Annotated in this window: 19 protein-coding genes; 7 read left to right on the top strand and 12 right to left on the bottom strand. The window is 44.8% G+C overall.

Going from position 1 to position 25888, the window contains the following annotated elements:
• Positions 1-75: 75 nt before the first annotated feature.
• The 5 genes from MusilaSJ_RS00785 to MusilaSJ_RS00765 form a co-directional block, all read right to left on the bottom strand.
• On the bottom strand, positions 76-2079 hold the full coding sequence (locus MusilaSJ_RS00785) for an FAD-dependent oxidoreductase (protein ID WP_274988175.1): 2004 nt from the start codon (positions 2077-2079) through the stop codon (positions 76-78).
• A gap of 449 nt (positions 2080-2528) precedes the next feature.
• The gene (locus MusilaSJ_RS00780; RefSeq protein ID WP_274988174.1) at positions 2529-4508 is read right to left on the bottom strand and encodes a glycoside hydrolase family 127 protein; all 1980 of its coding nucleotides are present in this window, start codon (positions 4506-4508) and stop codon (positions 2529-2531) included.
• A gap of 456 nt (positions 4509-4964) precedes the next feature.
• Positions 4965-5693 carry a DUF72 domain-containing protein gene (locus MusilaSJ_RS00775; protein ID WP_274988173.1) on the bottom strand — a complete coding sequence of 243 codons (729 nt, stop codon included), beginning with the start codon at positions 5691-5693 and terminating at the stop codon, positions 4965-4967.
• A complete protein-coding gene (locus MusilaSJ_RS00770; RefSeq protein WP_274988172.1) occupies positions 5690-5917 on the bottom strand; it encodes a hypothetical protein in 228 nt (75 codons plus the stop codon). Before MusilaSJ_RS00770 ends, MusilaSJ_RS00775 begins: the two co-directional genes overlap by 4 nt.
• Entirely contained in the window at positions 5914-6297 is a 384-nt protein-coding gene (locus MusilaSJ_RS00765; RefSeq protein WP_274988171.1) for a TraR/DksA family transcriptional regulator, read from the bottom strand. The genes MusilaSJ_RS00770 and MusilaSJ_RS00765 overlap by 4 nt, the downstream gene beginning before the upstream one ends.
• Positions 6298-6527: 230 nt before the next feature.
• Here MusilaSJ_RS00765 and MusilaSJ_RS00760 point away from each other — a divergent pair, with 230 nt between their 5' ends.
• The 5 genes from MusilaSJ_RS00760 to MusilaSJ_RS00740 all read left to right on the top strand — a co-directional run bounded on the left by MusilaSJ_RS00760 (position 6528) and on the right by MusilaSJ_RS00740 (position 11059).
• Positions 6528-8060: an FAD-dependent oxidoreductase gene (locus tag MusilaSJ_RS00760; RefSeq protein ID WP_274988170.1), complete on the top strand. Its 1533-nt coding sequence runs from the start codon at positions 6528-6530 to the stop codon at positions 8058-8060.
• A complete protein-coding gene (locus tag MusilaSJ_RS00755) occupies positions 8047-8514 on the top strand; it encodes a hypothetical protein (RefSeq protein WP_274988169.1) in 468 nt (155 codons plus the stop codon). The genes MusilaSJ_RS00760 and MusilaSJ_RS00755 overlap by 14 nt, the downstream gene beginning before the upstream one ends.
• Complete coding sequence (locus tag MusilaSJ_RS00750; RefSeq protein ID WP_274988168.1) at positions 8498-8869, top strand: SpoIIAA family protein; 372 nt, start codon at positions 8498-8500, stop codon at positions 8867-8869. Before MusilaSJ_RS00755 ends, MusilaSJ_RS00750 begins: the two co-directional genes overlap by 17 nt.
• A complete protein-coding gene (locus tag MusilaSJ_RS00745) occupies positions 8866-9918 on the top strand; it encodes a glycoside hydrolase family 130 protein (protein ID WP_274988167.1) in 1053 nt (350 codons plus the stop codon). The genes MusilaSJ_RS00750 and MusilaSJ_RS00745 overlap by 4 nt, the downstream gene beginning before the upstream one ends.
• A gap of 82 nt (positions 9919-10000) precedes the next feature.
• Positions 10001-11059, top strand: a complete 1059-nt coding sequence (locus MusilaSJ_RS00740; protein ID WP_274988166.1) for a DUF892 family protein — start codon at positions 10001-10003, stop codon at positions 11057-11059.
• Between the two features lie 53 nt (positions 11060-11112).
• Here the strand turns inward: MusilaSJ_RS00740 and MusilaSJ_RS00735 are convergent, their stop codons facing one another.
• The 4 genes from MusilaSJ_RS00735 to MusilaSJ_RS00720 all read right to left on the bottom strand — a co-directional run bounded on the left by MusilaSJ_RS00735 (position 11113) and on the right by MusilaSJ_RS00720 (position 15169).
• Positions 11113-11838 (bottom strand): DUF72 domain-containing protein, encoded by a 726-nt coding sequence (locus MusilaSJ_RS00735; RefSeq protein ID WP_274988165.1) that lies wholly within the window; start codon positions 11836-11838, stop codon positions 11113-11115.
• 5 nt (positions 11839-11843) lie between these two features.
• Positions 11844-12332 carry a DUF421 domain-containing protein gene (locus MusilaSJ_RS00730; RefSeq protein WP_274988164.1) on the bottom strand — a complete coding sequence of 163 codons (489 nt, stop codon included), beginning with the start codon at positions 12330-12332 and terminating at the stop codon, positions 11844-11846.
• A 169-nt stretch (positions 12333-12501) separates the two neighbouring features.
• Positions 12502-12969 (bottom strand): low affinity iron permease family protein, encoded by a 468-nt coding sequence (locus MusilaSJ_RS00725; protein WP_274988163.1) that lies wholly within the window; start codon positions 12967-12969, stop codon positions 12502-12504.
• A gap of 1 nt (position 12970) precedes the next feature.
• Complete coding sequence (locus tag MusilaSJ_RS00720; protein ID WP_274988162.1) at positions 12971-15169, bottom strand: hypothetical protein; 2199 nt, start codon at positions 15167-15169, stop codon at positions 12971-12973.
• A 107-nt stretch (positions 15170-15276) separates the two neighbouring features.
• Here MusilaSJ_RS00720 and MusilaSJ_RS00715 point away from each other — a divergent pair, with 107 nt between their 5' ends.
• A complete protein-coding gene (locus MusilaSJ_RS00715; protein ID WP_175489925.1) occupies positions 15277-15447 on the top strand; it encodes a hypothetical protein in 171 nt (56 codons plus the stop codon).
• Positions 15448-15457: 10 nt separating this feature from the next.
• Positions 15458-16963 (top strand): MmgE/PrpD family protein, encoded by a 1506-nt coding sequence (locus MusilaSJ_RS00710; protein WP_274988161.1) that lies wholly within the window; start codon positions 15458-15460, stop codon positions 16961-16963.
• Here the strand turns inward: MusilaSJ_RS00710 and MusilaSJ_RS00705 are convergent.
• From MusilaSJ_RS00705 to MusilaSJ_RS00695, 3 genes are all read right to left on the bottom strand, one after another.
• The gene (locus MusilaSJ_RS00705; protein ID WP_274988160.1) at positions 16939-17313 is read right to left on the bottom strand and encodes a response regulator; all 375 of its coding nucleotides are present in this window, start codon (positions 17311-17313) and stop codon (positions 16939-16941) included. The two genes, MusilaSJ_RS00710 and MusilaSJ_RS00705, sit on opposite strands and share 25 nt — an antisense overlap.
• Before the next feature lie 120 nt (positions 17314-17433).
• The gene (locus tag MusilaSJ_RS00700; RefSeq protein WP_274988159.1) at positions 17434-19410 is read right to left on the bottom strand and encodes a tetratricopeptide repeat-containing sensor histidine kinase; all 1977 of its coding nucleotides are present in this window, start codon (positions 19408-19410) and stop codon (positions 17434-17436) included.
• A gap of 314 nt (positions 19411-19724) precedes the next feature.
• On the bottom strand, positions 19725-25706 hold the full coding sequence (locus MusilaSJ_RS00695; RefSeq protein WP_274988158.1) for a DUF2341 domain-containing protein: 5982 nt from the start codon (positions 25704-25706) through the stop codon (positions 19725-19727).
• Positions 25707-25888: the final 182 nt, after the last annotated feature.

Genomic DNA, 25888 nt, shown 5'->3' with positions numbered 1-25888 from the left:
TAAGGCTTCACCGCTATAAATTTATGTTTAACAAGGCCATTTTAATAATATAAGCGTCGCGCCTGAATGATAAAACTACCTGACAGGTACAAAAAGCACTGCGTCAGCCACAATTACGCCATCCGCGTTTTTATTGGAAATTTCTACATATGCCTTATTTTCTCCTGAAAAGTTATATAGCCCCAGTGGAAGCCACTCACCTGAAGTTTGACCTTCTACCTGCAAATCAGACTGGTTGATTATCTTTTCTGTGGCCTTATCACCATCGTAAATAGTAATGTAAGTTTTTGTTGCCGGATTCATAACCTTAGGAAAATAGGTATAAACATGGTAAGCACCTTTTTTTAATTTTTCCGGAATAAACCTTACCGATTTTGCAGTTTCTGCTTTTGAATTATCAGTGAGATAGGTTGGCCCATAGCCGCCTGATTTTTCAGTTTTCCAATCGCCTGTTACGTGACTGTCCTCATTGTCAACCAGTACTTCGGGCATACTTCCGTCTGCAAGAGGGTCTGCCCTGAGCAAGCTTTGTACTTCTTTTACATTAACCTGCTGTATTGCTATTTTTTTATCAATAGCCTGGCATGCCGCCACAGCCGAAGATTGGCCTAATACCATAAATACCGGCTCCATCCTGATTGATCCGTAAGCTATATGACTTGCAGATAAGCAAACCGGGACAAATAAATTAGCGGCTTCCTTTTGCTTTGGGACTATTGCCCTGTATGAAACAGCGTATGGCGCAAAACCATGTACCTGAACATCCCCCTCATTTTTCACTATGCCATTAACTACCAACCTTTCGCAATTATGCGAATCCATACCATATGCGGCCATTCCTACTCCATCTTCTACCTGTTCTTTTCCCTGACAATGATGCTGGGTCATAACCAGTTCACCAATCATTCGTCGGGCTTCCCTGATATAAAGCTGTGGTGTCCAGTTCCCATTATCCGTATATTCATCTTTGGGATACCCCCATTGTTTCATTTCGTCCCTGATATTTCCGGGTATGCGGGTGTCATTGCCGATAAAATAAAAGAAGCCTTTGGTATAATCTTCATGCTCCTTCCATATTTGGGCCCTTGTATTATAATCAGCCTCCGGATATTCCCAGTCCATCCCGATCATATCCGTAGAGAAACCTCCGTTATTATTGATATCCGTTTTGCCATTAGGCATTTTACTTATAATAAAGACGTCGAAAATTGATTTCCAAGGCTGTTTCTCTTTTAAACGGATCAGTAACTCATACTTTTTAGGATCATAATTTTCGGGTTTTGAAATTGAGATCCGGTTTTCGGGCACATTGGTTAACGTGATACGAAAATTGTATGCCTGCACTTTTTTATCTCCCGCTCCATTTGTTTGTAATACTTCCTTACTTATACCCCACAATAAACCGCTTTTCGCATCGCCCGGTACTTTATAGGGGTCAATGCTATCCGGAAACTGGTGTTTATCCAGCAACTCCACTCCGTTTATAGTTTCATCATACTGGCTGTTAGCTTCTCTTCCTACAGTATAAGAAACACCTGAGCGGGCCATCAGGTCCCCTTCATAAGTACAATCAATAAATACCTTAGCTCGAATAGTTTTATTGGTAGCAGCCGAGGGTTTATAGCTGTTCTCTACTGTAATTTCCTTTAGCTGATTTCCTTCCTTTTTCACTTTTATAAGCCTGCTCCCGAATAAAACAGGAAAACCTGCCCGTTTTACGTAATCATTAAAAATGCCCTCTGCTACCTTTGGCTCAAATATCCATTGTTCAAATTTTCCATAATGCGTACCTATACGGCGATAAAAATCCCGTGCTAAACCCGTCACCACATATTTGTTCCCAATATCTGTATAGCCAAGGCCTCCTGAACTCATGCCACCTAAATGCTTTCCCGGCTCTATCAATATCACCGTTTTCCCCATCTTTTTTGCCGTATAAGCAGCAATTACCCCTGCGGAAGTTCCGCCATATACGCAAACATCGGTGGTGATTAATTTGCTGCTTTGAGCATTAACCGAAGCCCCGGTAAAAAAACAGACCATTATGATTGCAAGGATGAACACTTTAATATTTTTCATAATTGCTTATTAAACATTTCAAATTTTCGGAAAAAGATATACCGGCAAATCTTAAGGGATAGGTAGTTAAGACTTGTAAATTTTAATTATTTAATTTTAAGCTTAATATCCGACAAATTTCAAAAAATATATAAATGTTTTCAGATTAGGCCAGGAGGCCTGAATAATGGAGTATCTGTTTCGGAGATCTACTGCGATCAGTTGCCGATTCTGCGCTGGTAACTCAGTTGGACTGGTAGTGTATACGAAATACTCCTCGGATGCATATTTATCGATCATCCAATAGTTAGGGTCATCGGGGATATTTGATGAACAGGCTGGCATTATGCCTGCAGTGGAAAAGCCTCAGCAATGCTTCGGCAAATAATAAAATAAGTACGGGAATGCTGAATTTGAGTACCCCTAAACCATCTTAATTATTGCGGGAGCGTTGCTGAGGCTTCATATATTTATTTGGCAGCGGCATTTACTTCCGGAAACCAAACGGTCATTTCGCCTTTACCACGGTTTGCCCATGAATAATAAGGAATGGCCGTAAGCTCTACCTTTTTAGCAGCTTCACCTTTTGTTTTACTTAGGATCTCTCCTTTTAAAACAGTTACGCCATTTAACAGGTTGGGTTCGGCTACAGGTTTAAAAGTCGCATTTGCAGGGATTGCTAAATGGCTCACCGTTCCGCCGTTATCTTTCCACTCGGCGCAGTATATGATCGGGCCGCGTTGCAGGGCTGTTTTACCTTTATCATCAACCAATGCTTTATTGGCAATAACCTTTTTAACTTCCATCGGCAGGTTTAATTGGATGTTATCCCCTTTTTTCCATTGCCTGTTAATTACAGCGTAGCCGTTTTCAACTTTATAAGCAACCGCTTTGCCGTTTAGTTTCAGGCTGATTTTTGCGGCCGATTTATTCTGGAAAGTATACAAATCAAACGGGATCGCCTCTGCCCTTGCCCAGCCCGGGATCCGGATGTGCATAGCAAAATTAGTTGGCGCCTCCGGTGTTACGGCAAACGACAGGGCACCATTCCATGGGTAATTATTGCTTTGAACAATGCTTATTTTTTTATTACCTACCTCCATATTGGCTGCACCGGCAATAAACAGGTTTACAAATACACTATTATTCTTTTGGGCATACATATAGCCTGACAGTGAGGGCAGAAAACGCGCCATATTGGTTGGGCAGCATGAGCATTCAAACCAGCCAGAACGCTCGGGCTCAAGCTCATGATGTGTAACCCCATTGGTTACCTGCATGGCATTGGTGTAGAAGAATGTCTTGCCATCCAGCCCAACACCCGAAATTAACCCGTTGTATAAAACCTTTTCCATCACATCAATATATTTCGACTCGCCGTGCAGCAGAAACATCCTCTGGTTCCAGAACACATCGCCTATTGCTGCACAGGTTTCATTATAAGCGGTAGTATTTGGCAGCTCATAATCGGCTCCAAAACGTTCACCGCCCGGTACTGCTCCGATGCCACCCTGCACGTAGATCTTTTTGCCAACCATGTTGTTCCAGATCTTATCAATGGCGGTAATGTATTCCTTATCGCCGGTTAAAGCGGCAACATCGGCCATGCCCGAGTACAGGTACATTGCCCTTACGGCGTGGCCTTCGGCATCTTCCTGGGCTATAACAGGTTCATTATCCTGCCAGTACATACCGTTCTTCCATTCGTCGGTACTGGTTTTATCATAGGCGCGGTGTCCCCTTTCGTCAATAAAAAATTTAGCAAGGTCGAGATATTCTTTTTTACCGGTGATGCGGTACAGGCGTACCAGGCCCATCTCCACAATCTCATGGCCGGGCGCTACATGTCTTTTACCCGGCCCGAAAGTTTTAACCAGCAGATCGGCATTCTTAAGGGCGATATCTAAAAAATTGCGCTTGTTGGTAGCCAGGTAATGTGCGGCCGCAGCTTCAAACATATGGCCGGAGTTATACAGCTCGTGGCTCAGTTCGTTCTCTTTTACCCAACGCTCCGGGCCCGACCATGCGTGCGGATGCAATGGGTCAATAGTACGGGCAGTATAAAGATATCCGTCCGGCTCCTGCGCTTTCCCTACTATCGTAATCAATGAATCGACATAGGCATCCAGCTTTGCATCCGGATGAACAGCCATAGAGTAAGATGCGCCTTCAATGGTTTTATAAATATCCGTATCATCAAAAGGAAACTTAGTACAAAACTTACCACTGCGGGCGGCCGCCATTTCAAAATTTTTAACCCTACCGGTATTCTCGCACCGGGCAAATGATGCCGGGATGGTGACCGTACGATTGGTTTCAATACGCGAGGTCCAAAACTGATCATTAAGCTTTACATTGGTAAATGATACCGGCTTAATGGGGTAATCTTTAGTTTGCGCGTAAGCAACGCCGCAATAAAATGATAATGCAATAAGTAATCTTTTTTTCATCCTGATGATATATTAGTTCAAAAGCAGTAGCGGCCAACCCGCCATCCCGCGCTTTATTTATTGTTGTTAGTAACCTATACGCTGCTTTAAGTTAGAATTTGTAACAACTTCTTGCCTTACCCGCGACGGCCTTCAGTTGTGAATTCCCAGCTAAGCTCATCCAAAAATCTTCCGTATCCGGCATCGCGCATTCACAGAATTATAAGCGTATAAAATACATTTAATTGAATGAGGTAAAATTAATCGATTCAGATTGTTGTTTACGTTTATAACATCCTAAGCAGTAATCTTGCCAGGAAGTAATTATTTTAGGCTATAACGGCGACAAGATAAGAAATAATTTATATCGAAAAATAGAAATTAAAAAATTAATTGTATTTATAACACTAATAAATATATACAGATTAGCGATTTCGATAAAGCGTTTGGGCAGGTTTAAGCTACCAGGATTTTTGCTTAAACGAGAAGCCGTTTCAATAACTGAAGATTTTCCAGTGCTGCCCCGGCGGTATTGTTGAAGTAAACGTAAACTGTTTTGCCTTCCTGCTGCAATTCATTGATATAAGATGCATATTCAGAAAGAAAACTTTCACTGTAACTTCCTTTATAATTGCCTGATGGGCCATGAAAGCGCAGGTAAACTAATTCATCGGCGGTGATTTCCATAGGCGTGGCCGATTTGGGCATATCCTGCAGTACCATTGCTGCCTGGTACCAGTTTAAAAGTTCAAAAACTTCATCCCTGTACCAGGACGGGTGACGAAATTCGATGGCCATAGGCCAGTTATAAGGTTTAAGAGCCTCCAGCAATTCCGTTAGTTGAGGAAGAGCGCCCGCCTGCAGGCCGGGCGGAAACTGAACAAGCAGGCAACCCCGCTCAGTTTCCGGCAAATGGATAGCCTGCATAAAACGGGTAACATCTTCCTCATTGAAAAACAAGCTTTTTTGGTGTGTGATCCCCTGCCACAGCTTGAAAGTGAAACGAAACCCCTCGGTTACTTCCGTTGCCCACCGGGCTACGGTTTTTGCTTGCGGGGTTTTATAAAAAGAGCTGTTGATCTCGATGCTGTTTTCACGCAAAGCATAGTAACCCAACCGCGACAAATGGCTGTATTCAGGGGGAAAATCCCGCCTGGGCCTGTCGATCTGTAAGCCGCTGGTACCTCCAAAAAAAGTTCCTTTCATAGATCAAGTATGATATACCAATGATTGTCATCGTCAAGGGCATAGGCCAGGCCGTCACTCATTTCATAAACGTCACGACCATATTTTTGACTAAAGTAGATTTTCTCATCACGGATAATAGTACCGTTATTTTCCACACGCAGAAAAAAAAGCAGTGCGCCTATATTCGGTGCAACATCTTTAAGATGCCCGGCCTCCCCCTCTTTTACAAATGCCGAACTCATGCCTGTTTCAGTTTGGCTTCCATGCTTTGGGTAGTGTGCGGAACAGCAAGCAGGCGTTCCCTTGGTATCAGTTTACCGGTAGAACGGCAAATGCCATAAGTCCTGTTTTCAATACGCATCAGCGCGGCTTCAAGCTGCTCGATAAATTTTTTCTGGCGGGCAGCCAACTGATTGATCTGTTCCTTTTCAAAAGTTGCCGAACCATCTTCAAGCGTCTTGCCCGCAATTGCGGCATCGTCCCCGTTAGTATTTGAAGCGCTGAGCGTACCCACCAGTTCCTGCAGCTCTTCGCGTGCCACGCCAATCTTTTCTTTGATCAATGTTCTGAATTCATTTAATTCGGTATCACTGTACCGTGTTTTAGTAGTTTCTTGTTGCATGATTGGCTTAACAAACATCTGCATAAATAGTTGGCATAAATGTGATAAGCCATACAAACCTGTTCAAATCATTCGTTCCCAATCGTTTGGATAACCCTTAACAGCACGTCCCCGCGAAAAGTTGATTATATCGGCTACGCCCTCTCATAATTTAATTAAATAATTAAAAATATTCCTCAAAAGAAACCATTACGCATTTGCACTGTATTTAATGATACAAAATCTATGCAATGACATTAATCAATTTCAAACGAGATGGTACCAGGAATAGCCCCTGGCAGTCTCTCAGCAGTTCGGCAGCCAGGGTTAAGCCTGAAGATAAAATATATGATTGCCTCATTGTTGGCGCCGGAATTACCGGTATGACGGCAGCGCTGTTATTACAAAAAGCAGGCAAGGTTACCATTATTACAGAAGCGCATAATACCGGTTTTGGCACAACCGGCGGCACCAGCGCGCATATCAATACTTTTGCCGATACTACTTACAGTGAAGCTGAAAGCGCCTTTGGCGAGGCGGGCGCCCAGGGTTTTGCAGATGCGATCAATGAGGGGTTCGAACTGATTAAAACCAATATCGATATCTATGGCATCAAATGCGATTATGAACCAAAAACCGGTTACCTGTATGCCGAAAATGAAGATGAAGTCAAAATACTGGATGACATATACCAGGGCGCAACCAAAGTTGGTGTTCCTGTAAAATATACAGACGAAGTACCGACACCTGTTCCTTTTCAAAAAGCTTTGGCTTTCGATGGCCAGGCACAATTTCACCCCATAAAATATTTAAAAGGATTACAAAAGGCTTATTTGGAAGCCGGCGGCATGTTATTAGAAAATACGCTTGTTGGAAAAATAGTCACTGAAGATGAAATACATATCGTGCAGGCCGGTGAAAATAAGATCCGGGCAAAAAATATGATCTATGCCACTCACATGCCGCCGAATGTAAATGTACTCAATTTCGAGTGCGCACCTTACCGCAGTTACGTATTGGCCGTTAAACTCCATAGCGGAAAATATCCTGACGGGCTTATTTATGACTGCCAGGAACCTTACCATTATGTGCGGACACATGTAATAGACGGGCAGGAATTATTATTGATTGGCGGGCTGGATCATAAAACAGGGCACGAGAAGCCGCAGAAAGCTTTTGGCGATCTTGAACAATATGCACGTAAATATTATCAGGTGTCATCGGTGAAATACCGGTGGTCAAGCCAGTATTATGTACCCGTAGATGGCCTTCCTTATATCGGCCGGATGCCTTTGGCTGCTAATGGTATTTATTGCGCAACCGGTTATAATGGCAACGGCATGATGCTCGGAAGCGTTGCCGCCCAAATCCTTGCCGACCTGGTAAGTGGCAAAGGCAGCAAATATGCAAAACTGTTTAATCCGGGTAGAATAAAACCGATAGACGGGTTTAGCGAATTTGTAAAAGAAAACGCCGATGTAGCCTACCACTTTGTAGCTGACCGTTTGAATATTAAAAGCACCGACTCGCTGAACAGGTTAAAACCTGGTACCGGCAAAGTGGTGGAAGTAGATGGAAACAAAATCGCCGCTTACCGCGATGACGACGGCACCATACATGCCCTGAATCCCGTATGTACTCACGCCGCCTGCGTTGTTAGTTGGAACAGCGAAGAAAAGAGTTGGGACTGCCCTTGCCATGGCGCGCGCTACGATATTGATGGCAATGTATTAACCGGGCCCGCAACCAGGGGGCTTACCAGGATAAGCGATGATGAAAACTAAAGAAATCTTTATTTCGGGAGTCACCGGCACTACCTTCATGACGCTGTTCAGCTATCTTGTATCGCTGGCCGACGGTGAAAACTTCAGCGAACCAGAGCGCCTTGGGCAGCTAACCGGTCGCCTGATCCCTAAATTAGATAAACAACAAAGCCAGGCTTTGGGCTGGTTGGGGCATTATAGCGTAGGCCTGCTGTTTACGCTCGTTTATGTAGAACTATGGCACCGTGGTAAATTAAAACCCGACCTCAAAACAAATCTTTGGCTGGGTGGGCTAAGCGGGCTGTTAGCTGTAGCTGTTTGGAAAACGACCTTTAAAATGCACCCGTTGCCTCCATTCCTCAACTTTAAAAAATATTATCTGCAACTGGTACCCGCACATATTGTGTTCGCGGTTTTCGCCGGCATTGGTTATCACATCTTGCAAAAAACAACAAGTTATGCTACAAATAATTAATAACCTTCCGCAGCATGTGGCAGGGATTTATGCCAGCGGCGAAGTAACCCGTAACGATATGGAGACCGTACTGATACCCAAGATAGAGGAACTCAAAAACCGCCAGGGTGAAATCAACTATTTATTGGTATTGGGAACAGGCGTGCAGAATTTCACGCTGGCGGCCTGGTGGGACGACCTCAAACTTGGGCTAACGAACTTTACCAACTGGCACCGCATTGCGGTAGTAACCGACCAGAAAGGTGTGGAATGGTTTACGGACCTCTTCCGGTTTATGATACCGGGCAAGTCGCGCGGTTTTTCACCCGATCAATTGGAAGAGGCCAAAGCCTGGGTTAGCGGGGAAGAGATATGAAAGACCTGGCACAACGCTTTCCCGAAAACCCTTTGCTGCTGCCAAAAGATCTTGCTCCCAGCCGCGAGGGTTTACAAATTATCAGCCTGCTTAATCCCGGCGTTTTTAGCTACGGCGGTAAAACCTGGCTTATTGTAAGGGTAGCCGAAGGTGTTATGCAGGAGGAAGGAGTTTTATTTTTTCCTGCCCTGGATGCCACGGGCAATACCGAAATCATTAAAGTGCCGCTTAACGACCCCGACCTGATCGCCACCGACGCCCGGGTCATTAACTACAAGGGCCTGGATTATCTCACCACAGTTTCACATTTGCGTTTACTGGCCAGTGACGACGGGATCCGTTTTACTGAGCAGGAAGGTTATCCACCCTTATTCGGAAAGGGATACCTGGAACGTTTTGGTATAGAGGATTGCCGGGTTACGCAGATAAATGACACTTATTACCTCACCTATACCGCCGTATCAGACAGCGGCGTAGGCGTGGGCCTGCTAACAACCACCAATTGGCGGCATTTTGAAAGCGGCGGAATGATCCTGCCGCCACATAATAAGGATTGTGCAATTTTTGAAAAAAAGATCGAAGGAAAATACTACTGCTTGCACCGGCCAAGCAGCAAAGAAATTGGCGGCAACTATATCTGGCTGGCAGAGTCATCAGACAGCCGGCAATGGGGCAATCATCAATGCCTGATAAAAACCCGGCCCGGAATGTGGGACAGCGGCCGCGTTGGCGCCGGCGCGGCACCTATCCGTACGGAACGTGGCTGGCTGGAGATATATCATGGTGCCAATGCCGAGCACCGTTATTGCCTTGGGGCTTTCTTAATGGATATTAACAATCCGTCAAAAGTTATCGCCCGAAGTGGTGACCCGATCATGGTGCCAACCGAGGCTTATGAACTTAGCGGCTTTTTCGGTTACGTTGTTTTCACTAATGGCCATATTGCCAATGGCGACCGTTTAACCATCTATTATGGTGCAGCCGATGAGTTTGTTTGCGGTGCACATTTCTCTATCAGTGCCATCCTCCAAACCTTAATTTATTATTAAAATAATAAATTACAACAAAACAAAACCGTATTTCCGGAGGTTTTTATAGAGTCTGTAATCGACAGGCCTGGATCAAGTAATCATGGCAGAAAATAAGATTAAAGAATGTAGTAAACTGATAGCTCAACAGGGGATGACCATTGCTTTTGCCGAAAGCGCTACGGCCGGCTGGCTTTGTTCGGAGTTTGCACTTACCGACGAATCCGGCCAGGTGCTCAAGGGCGGGATCGCCTGCTATAATGCCGATCTCAAAGTATCCCTGTTAGGAGTACCGAAGGGATTGATTGATCAGTTTACACCAGAGTCGATGGAGGTGACGAGGGAAATGGCATACCGCCTGGCACATCTTATCCCATCCGACATACAGGTAACCGTTACCGGGCTCACTACACCCGGTGGCAGCGAAACCCCGGAAAAACCGGTTGGAACTATGTTTGTTTATGCGCTGATCCATGACAGGCACCTCAGTTTTCGAAAAGTATTTCAGGGATCATGCGAAGAAATTATTCAGCAAACCATCCAGGCTACCGCGGAGATGCTGATCAGGGGGCTAACTCAATTTAATTATCATCAACATATATCTACTATGGCAACAAAAAACAACAAAAAGACCGCAGCAGCGGCCAGTCGCAGTCCGGAAGCCGAGAGCGTGCTGAAAGAACTATTCATCGACGAGATCAAGGACCTTTATTGGGCCGAGAAGCATTTGGCCACCGCTCTGCCCAAATTGATCAAGGGAGCTACCTCAGAAGATCTGAAGCAAACCATCACCACCCACCTGGAAGAAACCAAAAACCATGTAACGCGACTGGAAAGCGTATTCGAATCTATTGGTGAGAAAGCTTCGGCTAAAAAATGCCTGGCCATGGAAGGTTTGCTGAATGAAGCGACAGAATTGCTGTCAGATACCGACAAAGGTACCGAAGTACGCGACGTAGCGATCATTTCAGCGGCACAGAAAGTGGAGCATTATGAAATCGCGTCATACGGCACCTTGCGCACGCTGGCCGGTACATTAGGCTATAGCGAAGCGCAAAGCCTGCTTGAGGAAACCCTGGCCGAGGAGAAAAATGCCGATGCACTGTTAACCCAGGTAGCTGAAAACTATGTAAATGAAGCCGCAGCAGCGGAAACAGAATAAAACAAACCGATTGTTAGGGCGGCTTTCGCCGCCCTATTTATTAACCTTTTATTTTAGTGCTTAACCGAAAATTGCAGCAGGGACTTTGCGTTGGGAATAGCTGCCACTGCCGCGTCATTGTTAAAATAACACCATGCTTCCCGGACTTCCGGTTTTGAATTAATCTCATCGGCAAATTTCCGTAATTGAGCATCACTATAAGATGAGCGGTATAAATCCGGAACACCGTGAAAACGATAATACACCACAGGGCCGGTTACAACAGGCTCATCCGGCAGTTCGGGATGGCTCATACCGCAAAAAGAAACACCACGCTCCCTAAGCCGTGAATAAACATCTTCCTGCCACCAGCCCGGATGCCTGAATTCCAATACATTACTAAAGTTGGGATCCAATTGCGCCAACACGCGTGCCAAACGTTCTTCATCATAATGAAAACGCGGCGGGAACTGGAACAATACAGGCCCTAACTTTTCCTGTAAACCATCGCGAATGGTATCATAAAAACTCGTGATCATATCCACGGTTCCGTGAAACTGCTTAAAATGGGTAATAGCCTTGGGGGCTTTCACCGCGAAGCGAAACTCAGCCGGCGCTTTTTCATACCAGGTACGCAGCATGGATAATTGCGGAAAACGGTAAAAGGTCACATTTAATTCCAGGGTACGGAATTGCCCGGCGTAAAACTCAAACCAGCGTTTTTGCGCCAACCCTTCCGGGTAAAAAGTATTTTTCCAGTGACGATAGTAAAACCCTGAACATCCTATATGCCAATCCATACATATCATTTTTTAATGGCGCTGATATCGCCATTCCGTTCCATATACACCTTGTCTATCTTTTCTAAATCTTCAGTAAGTGCAGATTTGCGTACACCCTGCATCACATCTTCACGGCAAACCAGTGCCCGTTTCATCCGGTCTTCATCAAACCGGCCGCCACGAAAAAGCGGGATCTTCTCCCCTTCTACCCAACTAACTAAAGGACTGTTACGTGCAATAAGCCAGCCCAGCAGCCGGTGTAGCAGAACGATCACAAAGCAGCAAACAATAACCGGCACAAAAGCCGAGGCGCCAACCACCGCCCTGCTCATAACAGCCCCAAGCGAAATACTGACGATATTATCCAACGGGGTACGCAACCCAAAAGACCGGCGCCCCGAAATGCGGATCAGTATAAGCGCGATAAAAAAGATAACAACGCCGCGGCTGCTCATTTGCAGCGCATTCAGGTCCTTCCCCTCTCCAAAAACGGTGATCAATAACTTTTCCATAACTCAATTTTTTAAAAGCCCGCTGCAGACAACTCCGGGTTTGACGTTTTGGGCCGAACGATGCCTTACCACCAGCCAAATGCCCGCTGCAACAAACCCGATGATGATCAAAAATCTTATTTTGCTTATCATAATCTCAATAATTGATGAGCCGGTTCCAGGCATTAGGTTACCCTGAATTCTTATTATTCCTGGTATAACGTTTTGATTTATTTTGTTGATTTACCCGCGCGGCATCAATAGAATGTGTTTTGGTAAGGTCACTTTCTTTTTGTGCCAGTTCGGACAAACGGATGTAAAATTTGTACAGGTGATCCAGCTCCTCTTCACTCAGGTCCTCAATATTAACCATCCTGTTACTGGTACCTTCATGAGAGGCCAGCAATTCATTCAGTTTTAAATGGACAGCTTTAGAATCCTTGTTCTGCGCCTTCTGGATAAGGAAAACCATTAAAAAAGTAACGATGGTTGTGCCGGTATTGATAATAAGCTGCCAGGTTTCCGAGTAGTGAAATACCGGCCCGGTAACAGCCCATAGCACTATGGTGGACGCAGCTATAATAAAAGCGGCCGAACTGCCCGTTGCTGCGGTGGCCCAGTTAGAGAACCGCTCAAAGTAATTGATTTTCTTTTTCATGTTATTTCCAGCTAATAGTGATTTCGGCATTGCCGGGTATTAAATATTCAAAGTGGCCGCCTTTAATTTTTTTTCCGTCGATAGGCTTCTGATTAACACGCACTTCTACCCCTGGTAATTTACCATGACCGCTCTTAACCACCATCAGGCGGCAGTCGATGCGATTATCGCCCGCCATGCGGACATGAAGATAATCTTGCTTCCTGGCGGCAAAGCGGTAAACAGGGTAATCAGTGAAGATCATGAAAGGCTGATCGGGTATTCGGATATAGTGGCGCGGCAGGATCCCGAAAGCGTTGCCTGCCCCATATACTTCCTGGCCTACCTGCCCTGATTTTTCCCAGCCATCGTGTAAATCCTCAAGCGCGATCCACAGGTTCGGATCAACCTCGCCTATCTTGGGCTTTTCCTGGAGCATTTCTTTTGGAAGCATTGTTGGGTAATAATAAGCGGCACGGTCTACAAGGTAACGGACATATTCGGTTATCAGGAGGCGTACTGATGGTAAAATCTCAATATCTTGGGCGTGGCGGAGGTAGTCATGCAGCGCGCAGAACACTTCCTGCTCTTCGTATACTGCCGTATAAGGAGCATCATTAAGCGGGAACAATGCAAAAAATGTCGGAAAGTTTTTCCCATAGCCATAATCACAGTCCCAAAGCTTCACGTTGTTAAATACACCGGCCAGGCACAGATAACTAAGCTCGCGGTAAATTTCTTTTTTGGTGATTTTATATAAGCGCAGCATTGCACCAGCTGAAAAGGCTGTATTGTTGGCCTGGTAAAACAGGTCGAAACCCTGTCCGCGCAAATGCATAGCAGCTTTTTCCGCTTCGGTTAAATACCGTTTTTCGCCCGTAAGCTCCCAGGCCTGCAGCATGACATGGGCAAATAAACCCGGCACATCCTTTTCACCTCCTTTGCCTGGCTGCGTTTCGGCTTTCACTATTTCAAGGGTATCTACTTTATAAAAAACCGGCCATTTGTACTTAAAATGATGCGCCACCCGTATCGAAAATTCCAAAGAATCCAAAAACAGCTTCCTGGCAACCTTATCGCCCTTCAGCGCAAGGCGAGACAGGTTTAACAAAGGATGGTGCAGGTACCAGGAATCCATAACCAGTGGTTGTTTTTGCTCCTCCTCACCTTCCAGCGTATCGGCTGCTTTTGGGTGCCAGCGCATTATGGTGCCGTATTTTTCACTATAAAATGATGGCAAGCCGGCTTTAACTTTTTTCATTACTTCCAGTTCCGCGCCGCTCCATTCCACATAATCAAGTAAAGGAAGCAGTACCGCCAGTTGCACCATGATTTCGGGAGGAGTGACATAGTCTGATACATAGGCGTTAAAATAATGATGACCATCAAGTTGTACCCAGCAGCCCGGGCTGTCTATCAGGTCCTTTAGCCCTTTGCCAAGTATGTCGGGCCAATGGGTATAATTGGTTGCCGGTTTGGGTAAAGCCAGGTAAACTTCAGCCAGCAGGTTGAGATATTGCCGAACCATAGCCGCCTCATCAGCAGGCACTTCTTCCGAAAAAACAATAAAGGCATCACTCAAAGTATAGCTTTTACCTGCTGCCAGCGGTTTATTTTTAATAGTTGGCGGCAGGGCAAAGCCAATTTCAGGCCATTCGCCGCCTACACTGTCCGCCGCGGAGGTTTCGGTTTGCTGGTTGTAACCGGCCAACGCGGTTAAGTTTTGCAGGTATAATACTGAACCAGCTTTTGGCCGGTTCATGCTAAAATAGAGCTGTCCCGAACGTGTACCCACCTGCCTGGTATGTATTTCTCCTTCGGCCCTGCTTTCACCTCCCCCGGAACCAAGCGGCACAATGTCGCGCGGCCAGTAAGGGAACAATAAGGTGGAGGCCAGCGTTAGCCTGGTGGTATGATGAAGTACGGGCCGGTCTTCTGTGGGTAACGTCAAAATAACTTCATAGTCGCCCAACTGCGAGCCAATCTTCAACCGCACATCGTTTTTCCTTTCTTTTAGTACGATCTGTAACCGGTCGTTTGGTGAATAAGCCAGCCGGAAAGCGATCTGATTGTCAGTTGGCCATCCGGCCACCAGCCAGCAGCTGTCGCCAAGGTCATATATTTTAAAATCATAGCTGCCTGCTGTGGTTTTATATACCGGAATAAGGTCAGGCAAGTGCAGGGCGGCTTTGGTATTCCAAAACCAGGGTGATGCGTTCATAGGTTTAAATCGGTTAACAATTAAAAAAATCGCTGAAAAAATATCTTTTAAATGATAATTAAAACATCGCTTGCTGTTTTAAGTTTTAATTATAAAACTATCAGTCTATGAAAAAGTTAATTACACCACTATTCTTAAGCCTTTGCCTGTTATTGAGCAGTTGTGATGCCGTTGTCGGTATTTTTAAAGCCGGTGCTGCCGTGGGCATTTTCGCGGTAATCGTCGTTATCGCGGTCATCATCTGGGTTATCTCATTGTTTCGCGGCCGCAGCAATTAACAGGCAGATCATGGAAAAAGAGCTGCAGAATTTCAAGATCGCCCGTTTCGCGCTTAATGCCCGCTATGACGACATCGGTGAAGCCTCCGTCGAACAACTGAAACGCCATCTGCTTGACGCTTTGGGCTCGCTGATCCACGCTGGTAACAAACCTGCCATCCAAAAATTATTGAGGCAATTGCAGGTTATGGGCGAAGGCGGCAAATGCAAAGTGCCGCTTATTGAAAACTTACCCTATGACCGGGCGGCACAATTGTATACAGCGCTTATCCGTTACCCGGATTTTATGGATAATTTTATGGGCAAAGAAGCTACCTGCCATCCCAGTGATAATATAGGCCCGCTGCTGGCAGTAGCGCAGTTTGGGCCGATATCAGGTAAGGATTTCCTTGCTGCCATGGCCGTGGCTTACCAGATAGAATGCCGCCTCGTACTGGAAATCCCGGTCATGAAAGAAGGTATCGACCATACCTTGCTTTTAGGCTACTCGATGACAGCCGGAATTGCCCGCCTGTTAAACCTAACTGAAGAACAAACAGCTCATGCACTGGGCATTACCGGCACTTCAATAAGCCCGATGGTAAGCAGCCGGGCATCATATACCTATGAGTGGAAGGGGTTTGCATCTTCCCTGGATGCGCTGAACTGCGTTAACATCTGTTTCCTGGCCCGGGAAGGGATGACCGGCCCGGTGGCCATTTTTGAAGGCCCCAAGGGCTTTGATGATGTGTTTGGCATGAAGCTGGATTATGATTGGGATAGTGAGACCTTTGAACTGCTACCACGCTGCGTATTGAAGAAATATAATGTAGAAGTACATGCACAGGCCACACTGGAAGCCCTTGACGAGCTGCGCAAACAACAGCAGGTTAATCCGGAAGAGATTGAAAACGTTGAGCTGACCACCTTTTTAACTGCATATCACATTATAGGATCCGGTGCTTACGGCAACCGGCAAATTGTGGAAACGAAGGAACAGGCTGATCACAGTTTATTTTATGCTGCCGCAGTGCTCCTGCTCGATGGCGAAGTTTATCCCGAACAATATGAGCCGGAAAGAATTAAAAATAACGATGTACAGCGATTGCTAAAGAAAGTGAAAGTAAGTACGGGTTTCCCGCTGCATCAACCGCTGATAGTTGCCGGTATCCTTGATCCTTATACCGTTGCTTATCCTAATAAAATGAAAACCAAGGTGGAGATCGGCCTGAAAAACGGCCAAACCTTAACCAGGGAACAGGAAGATTACCATGGCTTTTTTACCCGTCCGTTTACATGGGATGATACGATTGAAAAATTTCGGCGGCTGAGCAACAATATTGTTTCCGCAGAGATGCAGGAGCAACTGATCGGCACCGTTCGTAACCTCGAAAATCTTCCCGAAATTTCAACCTTAATTAACCTGCTGGCAGCTATAAAAAAAAAAATATTTAAGCCGCCATGGCAACTGCAGGGTCATGGCCCTGCCGGAGATTTACGGCCTGACTCCCGTCAGGCGGCAAAATGGCGCACATGATTAACGAGCTCATTCACATCAAAAGGCTTGGCCAGGTAATCATTGGCGCCGCATTGTTTCTCGTGCATCGTATGCAACCCGTGACTTGCCGAAACAATAATTATAGGTATATCCTGCATACCCGGGTCATTCTTCAAATGTTTACAAATATCGCGGCCATCCATATCGCCCAGCATAACATCCAGCAACACAACATCCGGTCGTAAGGCCTGTATAGCTTCAAGGACGCCATGACCATTATCCAGTTCGGTCACCGCATATCCCTCCATTTCCAGGATCAGGTGCATTAATTCACGAATGTCCTTATCATCATCAACAACCAGGACTTTCTTCTGATAAGAGGCAATCATTTATAGTTCTAAAAGCTACGTTTTAACATAGCTCTTTTCACACAAACATCATGCCCTGATATCTTAAGATTATTGAAAAATAAAGAGACATCCCATCTTCCGACCTGTTTAAAGCCCCCTTTAAACAGCAACCAACTCTTCGTTTTCTATTGGCACAGTAAAATAGAACGTGCTTCCGATCCCGGCCTTACTTTCAAACCATATGGTGCCATTGTTTCTTTCTACAAGCTCTTTACATAATAACAGCCCAAGTCCGCTTCCCTTTTCACTGGCTGTGCCAAAAGTGGTATATGAGGTATATTTGTTAAATATTTTTGATTGAGCTTCTTCAGGGATACCTTTCCCGTTGTCCCGGATCTTCAGTATCGCAAAGGTCTCACTTTTTTCCGCGGTTACGGTAACATGATCACCCGCTTTTGAAAACTTTACAGCATTCTCCAATAAGTTCCTGATCACAATATCAATCATGGTTTCGTCTCCAAATACCATCACGGGCTCAGCTATCTCCTCACTTGTTACTACCACTTTCTTTTCAGCGGCCCGCTGTTTCAGCAGCATAACATTTTGATCAATTAACTTTCGCACATCAAAACCGGCAGGATTGGGCTGGATTCCGTCCAACTGACTTTTTGCCCAGTATAGCAGGTTTTCCACTAAGCTGGAGGTTATTATCAGGGTCTCATCTATTTTTTCAATCCAATAATCGCTTTCTTCTTCCGACAGGCTTTTTTCCTTTACTATATCCATCATATGACTGATGGTATGGATCGGTCCCCTTAAATCGTGTCCGATAATTGAAAACAGGCGGTCCTTTACGTGCACAAGTTCTTCGAGGTGAAGATTTTGCTCAGATATGTTCTTATTTTGCAGAGCCAGCTGCTCGCTGAGCTTCCTTTTTTGCATATAATTTCTGAGCAGAATAAATGCGAGCAATAATAAAAGTATGGTGCCCGCAGTTAAAATATCTCGCTTCAGACTCACTTTTTCCAGCTCTTTCTGACCTATAATTTTATTTTTATTTAACAGGTCAATTTGCCGTTCCTTTTTTTCCAGCTCATAAGCAGATTGCATGTTCCTGATAGTTTTCAGTCTTTGATCGGTTTTCAAGCTATCATTTAAAGCAACTTCAAGGTTCCGGTAATATAGGGCCTGCTCGTAATTACCCATTTTTTGATGAGTTAAGTATAATACGTTATAGGCGGTTTGAATAAGTTCAACAATGCCTGATCTCCTGCTTTCGTCAAGCCCTTTTTGTGCATACAGCATACTTGAATTGTATTTACCTGTATAATAAGATGTAAGCGCCAGCCCGGTATGGCAGTAAGCTACATCTTCGTCGTCGCCTGCTTTTTGCGCAATATCAAGCGCTTTATTTAAATAGCCCTCGGCAAGCCGGTATTCTTTCTTCGTAATATAATTTTCGGCAATATTGTACATTGCGGCGGCAGTAAAAACCGGGTCCTTTACCTTTTTTGCTATAACCAAAGCCTTTAAGTTATAAGCAATTGCCGAGTCTGGCAATCCTTTTTTCTTAAATATCTCGCCAATGTTCACCAACGGGCTAAACGTTCCTTCATGCGCGGGGTCGTTTTGCTTCATAGCTATCTTATAAGCCTTCTGACTGTAATAAAGCGCTTTTGAATAATCTTCCATTGAGGTATACAGGCCGGCAATATTATTATATTCATTTCCTGATAATCCTTCCATGCCCAGCTTTTCACTTATGCGCAGGCACTGCAGATGGCTGTTAAGGGCTCCGGGCCAGTTACCTTTATATCCGAGAGCAACCCCTTCCGCCAGGTACCCCAGTGCAATACCTTTTTCATAATGGATTTTTTTTGCAAGATCAAGGGATTTTTGTGCCATCAGCAGCGCACTGTCGGCATTCCTGTTCCAATACAACCTTGAAATAGAGTAATAAATCTTTACTTTATCAGTATCATGTTTTGCTTTATCAAGATTTTTAAGCTGCACATTTATGCTACTGGTTTGGGCACGGCATGCAGAAGTACTGATAATTATATCTCCAAGGCAAACCAGGACGCCATGCATAATAATACACAGCGTATATAAACGAAGTTTGCGAATCGTTGCCAAGCCGAACATTTGATATGTTGTCTAAATGTTTATATAATGTCTTTATTCCCCGACATTTTATGGCCTGCTCAGTATCCCCGTGCGTTAACGACCGAAGGCATGCTGCTTTTTGTACAGGCGGACAGCTGTGAGAATAAGAACTAATATGAATATATAAATAATCCAGCTATCCAGCGGACAATTATTATCCAGCGGGTCGCTGTCATCACACGGCGCGCCCGGATCATCAGCAAATAGTAAAAAGGGGCTTATAACCAGGTAAAAGGTCAATAATATCCTACTAACCCGATAGATTGTTTTGCAGAGGTAAAATTTCATTTCTTATTAAATTTTTTAATCCCAATCAGCCTTTTGGTTACCTTGTCCGAAATCTCAACAATGTAGTTTCCGGGCAGCAGACTGCCTACGTTCTGTTGTATATTATTGCCATCCGTTTCCCGGTAAAACATTACCTGACCGGTTATGCCGGTTACCTTAAGTATCACCCTGTCTGGTGCGTTCCTATTGATCTTAATATAAAACTCACTATTAACCGGATTAGGATAAAGTGTCATTATCTCATTAATGATACCTGGAGCGTTGAAGTTAACGGATATCGTTTTACTATAGCTGATGGTGTTAAAAGGATCATTTTGCTGCAAGCGATAGTAATTGGTTCCTGCTGACGGGAACCTGTCTATATAAGTATAAGACCCGCTGCCATTGCTTAACATTGACGTTAAAGGAACAAATTCCTTTGAGCCGTCCTGCCTTTGCAGTGTAAAGCCCGACAGGTTTCCTTCATGCTCCGTTTTCCAGGTTAACTGAATACCGTCTTTAACCGGGCTTGCCTCAAAACTCAGCAACCGGTAGCTTAACGAGCTTTTTTTATGAAATACGATTTCAAACCTGTTTGCGCCGTAGCTGGTTGTGTCTGTTTTGTCGATATTGAACGGGTAACGTTTATACTGGCTGAAAAGCAAAGAATCTTTTTTATAATGATCAAGCAGGTATATGTCATATCTCGAATCAAGTGATTCAAATCCCGAACCGGAAATCGTATCTGTGGTTGCCGAATTATTAACATTCACAAATAACTTTACCCTGGTAGTGGAATCTATGACATTCATCCTGTTAATGGCGAGCATATTTTGGCTCCTGTATCCGTAGCTGGCCAGTGTCGAAACATTTCCGATGCCGTTTAACCGGTCTGAATCATAAAAAGGCTCATATTCATTTTTGGATCCGGGATCAAATAATACCATGATCTCATCGGTATTAACCGAATCAGCCGAGAGCTTCACCCGCATTAACTGGGGCTTGGCTAATGCCTGGCTTTTTTTGCTCATTAACATATAAAGGGTACTCCCCAGGGAGCTGGGTTGCACTGTTGTTTTGGCTACTTCATTAAAAGTCAATGAAGCAGAGGTTGTAGTAGCCTGCACAAAAAAGCCCTGTCCGCTTGCAATGTAACGTGTTGCATTATTGGTACCAATGCCCCCCGGGATCAAAGCGGTATAAGTGCCATAATTTTTATTGGTATAATTGAAAACATATATGGTAGCAGATACACCGGGGCCATAAATGCCGTTTGTTGAACTGCTTTGCGAAAAAGTGTCCCAATCAATAGAAGAGGCATATGGGTTGCCTACCAGATTATAACCGGTTTGTGCTTTGCTTAAAGTGGTGCTGCTGCTGTTCCACCATAGTTTTACCGGGATGCTGCCCTGGTTAAGCGTACCTACAGCTACCATAGTTGAAGCATCCGGATCAATATAGCTTCCGCCAAAGCGGTATTGTTTATTCAGTGCTGTTGTGGAAGTAACATTGTTAACATTATTTCCGGCATAATATAACATGTAGCCATTACCTACCGGAAGCGTTGTTGTTGCAGTGGTAGTACCCGTACCTGTATAATAAGAGATGGTGTTACCCGAAATATCTGTTAAGCCCTTAAAATTTCCCGAATTAAAAGTAGTGCTGCTTGCGGGCAGGTTCTCTTTGTATAAATAAACCGTAGAGGCAGCGTTGGTGACCGTAAATCCACCTGCCGTCCCGGTTGGGCCGGCAACAAAAACCCCGGAGAAATTACCTGAATTGGTGTTCAGATAACTGAGGTTATAGGCACCTGTAGTGGTATTTACCGGGGAAGACAAGAGCCGGTAATTACGGGTATTGGTAGCAATAGTCCCGGCCTTGAAATAACGTTCTGCATATACTGTTCCTGTAATGCTGTACCCTGTCGGGATAGGATCGACAGAGGCCGTTTGAGATACACTGCTTTTGAGTACCATAATAGCCCCGGAGGCAACCGCCAGGTTCCCCTTGGTAATTTTGAGTTCGCTGTAAATATCAAGTGTGTCACTATTAACCGTTATAGTTCCACCCGCCGAATTATTCACTTCCATAGTGCCCACATGCGTATACCCTGTAGAAGCTGCACCATTGTAGCTTTGGGCGGCACTGGTCCCATTCCAGGTTATCTTCGATGTATTTAAATTATTCCAATCTATTTTTCCGGTGCCCTGGTTATAAATATTACACCCAACGCTCAAATTTGCGCTCAGGCTTATTGAAGCCGTACCGCTTAAAGTAAGCCCGTATACCGATGCATCAGAATTAATTGTAATACTTTTCCCTGTAGGGATAATTAAGGTAGCTGTACCGTCGAATGCCGGGGCCTGATTAGTAATACCGGCAGTGGTGTTATCCCAGTTGCTGGCATCGGTATAAGTTCCTGTAACGCCTTTATAGGTATAAGTTAATGCACCTGGTATTGCTGCCGCATTAGTGGTATTGGTAGTGGTAGTACCAACAGTAGTAAACGTTACCGGGTTATTTTGATTTACATATTCAGCTTTTAGCCAATCGGCCGTTTTTGCAACGTTTGAAACACGCGGCTCATCAATTACCCCGTTAAAATAAAAGCTGGTTCCCGCTTCTCCGACCCCAATATAAAAGCTTGTATTGACCGAAGGATTATTGGAAGTAGTTAATATTTTATATTGTGTTCCATCAACATACGTGCTAAGGGTTGTACCTGTGTAAACACTTTGTATATAATGCCATGCGCCACTGGCAAAAGCGGTTGGATTAGGTGTACTAAACCTGGTTGTGGCAATACCCGATTCTGATTCGGGGATATTAGTAGTATAAACACCAAGTTTATAGCCGCCACTGGTGCCCCCACCGGCGGCCTGGTTTGTCATTACTTTTTGGTCCAGTCCAGTCGCCCCTAATTTAACCCAGGCAGATAAGGTGAAGGGGCCTGTAACAGACACGGCATTGGCAGTAATTTTTTTACTTGATCCGTTAAAACTGTAAGCCGTGCCGATTTTACCGGTAACAAGATCTGCCGAGGTCATTCCGCTGGTAGTACCTGTATGCCCTCCCGCGGTACCATCGGCAACCGAACCCGTGTAGCTCGATTCATTAAAATGGAACACAGCCAGGTAATTACTTGCCCAGGTATTTGCAAAAAACGCCGTATTGTGTGTTACTGTGGGGGATTTTGAGCCATAATAAAACATTATGTTGTTATTAGCAGCGTAAGTTAAAGTAGGTATTTGCACCCAAACCAGTAAAGTGCCGGTAGTTTGGTCATAACTCTCTACCTGGTAATATAGCTCGCTACCGCCGCTTACAAATGCAAAATCATAATTTGGCCCATTAGGGTTTTGCACTTTATCAGTACAGGTATTTGAAATAATCAGGTTATTATCCTGTATACTAAGTAATGCCGGAAAATTAGTAAGATTTGAGGTAATGCCAAGTGAAGTAGTATTTAGCGTAATGGCGTCTCCGAAAGCATAATTTCCATAGTAGTTAGAAACAGAAACTGTTTGTGTTGAAACAGCAGAACACCCATTTGCATTGGTGATGGTGAGTGTTATTGTTTTTGTTCCGGCTGTTGTCCACTGTACAGAGAACGGTCCCTGCCCTGTTCCGGTTGAGGGCGTGCCGCCATCAAAATCCCATGAATAAGTTGATGTTGAAGGATCAGTACCAGTATAGGTTATTGTTGCATTGGAATTAACACTAACCGCTGAAGTTGCGGTAAATGTGGCAGACGGAAGGGCATTTACTACAGCTGTTACACTTAATTGTGATGTACAGCCGCTCGACGATGTTACCGTAACCGTATATACCCCGGAGTTTGCAGTAGTAGCATTGGCAATGGTAGGATTTTGCAAAGTTGATGTAAAGCTATTTGGGCCCGACCACGAATAAGTGGCGCCGCTTACCGTATTAACTTGTAACGCCATGGTACTGCCGGCACATACCGGCGTGCTGCCGCCTCCGTACAACGTGTAAACCTGGGATGCCGTCAATTCGGTATTATACACGGCAATATCGTCCAATGATCCATTAAACAAATAACTGGTGGGGGCATTTGTCCAACCTAATAGATTATCATAACCGATACGCCAGTAACCGCCATAAGATTGCGAGGCGGTCATGGTGGCATCTGTAGCCTGCAATACCCCATCAACATACAGGTTGGCTCCGTTGGTTGTTGATTCGGTAGCCACCACATGATGCCAGTTACCATCCGCGTAAGTTGTCGTAGTATTTATGGTTTTAAGTATTCCCGGGAAAAGGCCAAAATAAAGTTGTCCGCTGTTACTCATATAAATATGTCGGTCACTGTTAATACTCAGCCCGGTTTGCGATGAGCCAAAACCTACCAGCCTGCCTCCTGCCGAACTGGTTTTGAACCATACGCTAATGGAAAAGTTTTGGGGGCCGGGGAACGCTACAGCAGTAGCGGTAGAAACATACTGAGTTGAACCATTAAAGCTATAGGCGCTGTTTGCTGCCGAATAACGATCTGCAACAAGCGTGGGGGCGTTTTGAAGTGTTCCATTATTTGAATTGCCAGAAACATCGTTGGCATTACCGGTAAACGGATAGGAAAGATATAAACTGCCGGTTGGACTTGTAGGGGCAGTAGCAATAGCCGGACCGGCATTTACAGTTGCAGTTACGGCGATGCGTGGCGTGCTTGTTGCCCCGTTTTGAGTATAGCTGACATAATAGGTTGTAGTTGCCGTTAGAGTTGGCGTAGTAAAGGTTGAGCCCGTTCCTAAAGATGAACCGCCTGTAAGGGCAGCATACCAGTTATATACCCCGCCCGACGGTGAGCTTCCTGAAGCTGAAAGTGTTGCTGTTCCCGAAGCACATGTTGAGCCGCCGGTACCCGTAGGGGTGGTAGGGTTAACCGTAATAGTAAATGTATTGCTGGTACCTGCACCGCTGGCATTATAGGCGGTAACGGTATAGGAGGTGGTTGCCATCGCTGCTGTCGGGGTGCCGCTGATGCTGCCTGTTGAACTGTTAAAGGTTAAGCCCGCAGGTAAGGATCCGCTCAGGAAAAAGCCGCCGGTTGGGGTGGATTTATTCATCTGGTTAGCATAATAAGCCGAGGTATACAGGACGCCTTTACTGTCAACAGCTATCCCTTCAGGGTCCGTAAGGGCTTTACTGGTAAGTAAGGTACCGCTTTGATTGTAAACCTTAACTATATTGGTAGCTGCATTGTCGCCTACATAAAAATTTCCGGCACCATCAATGGTTATGGTTTGTGCTGATGTATACCCGCTAAGAAAAGTAGATTGAAAGGTTCCGGCCGAATTGTATTTTGTTACGTTCCCGGTGCCGTTATTTAACACGTAAATGTTACCCGATGCATCCACAGCTACTCCAAGTGGAGTGTTTAAATTAGTAGTGGGCAATGAAAGTAAGAGTGTACCACTGGTATTGTATTTTTGCACCGTAACAGCACCCTGATCAGCGATATAAATGTTATCTGATTGATCAATGGTAATTCCCAAAGCATAGTTTAAGCTGCTAAGTATGGTAGACTGGTATACACCGCTTGAATTATATTTATATACGCTGCCTGTACCTGGAGTAGCGCCAAGGTTCAGTACATAAGCGTTACCCGATGAATCAAAAACCAGGTCTTTAGGGAGAGACATGGTAGCACCCGTACCAAAGGTACCCAGGTAAGTACCGCTTGAATTATATCTGCTGATGGTGTTGTTACCCGTATTGGTTACATAAATATTGCCGGCTGCATCAATAGCTACACCGCGCGGGTTATTTAAGGTAGCGCCGGTAAGCGCTGTTGTAGTCGCGCTATAGCCTATCGCGCTAACGCCGTTAGTAACCGAGGGGGTCAGGGTAGTAATGGCTGTGCCAACTGTATAAACATTGGATGAAGTATAGGTAATGATGGGAACAGCGGCAAAAATGTTATTCCCCAGCAATATTAAAAAAATCGATAGTAAAAAGTAAGCATGACGCCCTCTCATATTCACAGGTAAAAATGCCATCAAATAATATTCTTAATAATATTCAACCTTTATACGGTCAGACAGATCAATTGGTTTAATTATTTACAGAAAATCAATTATTTGAACAAAGTATTATAAACACGCGATCAACACTTAAACATACGCTTAATAATATGAAAACCAATCATTCGATAGACGCG

Source organism: Mucilaginibacter sp. SJ, from assembly GCF_028993635.1.
In the GTDB taxonomy this organism is placed as follows: domain Bacteria; phylum Bacteroidota; class Bacteroidia; order Sphingobacteriales; family Sphingobacteriaceae; genus Mucilaginibacter.
This window is presented reverse-complemented; position numbering and strand designations above follow the sequence as displayed.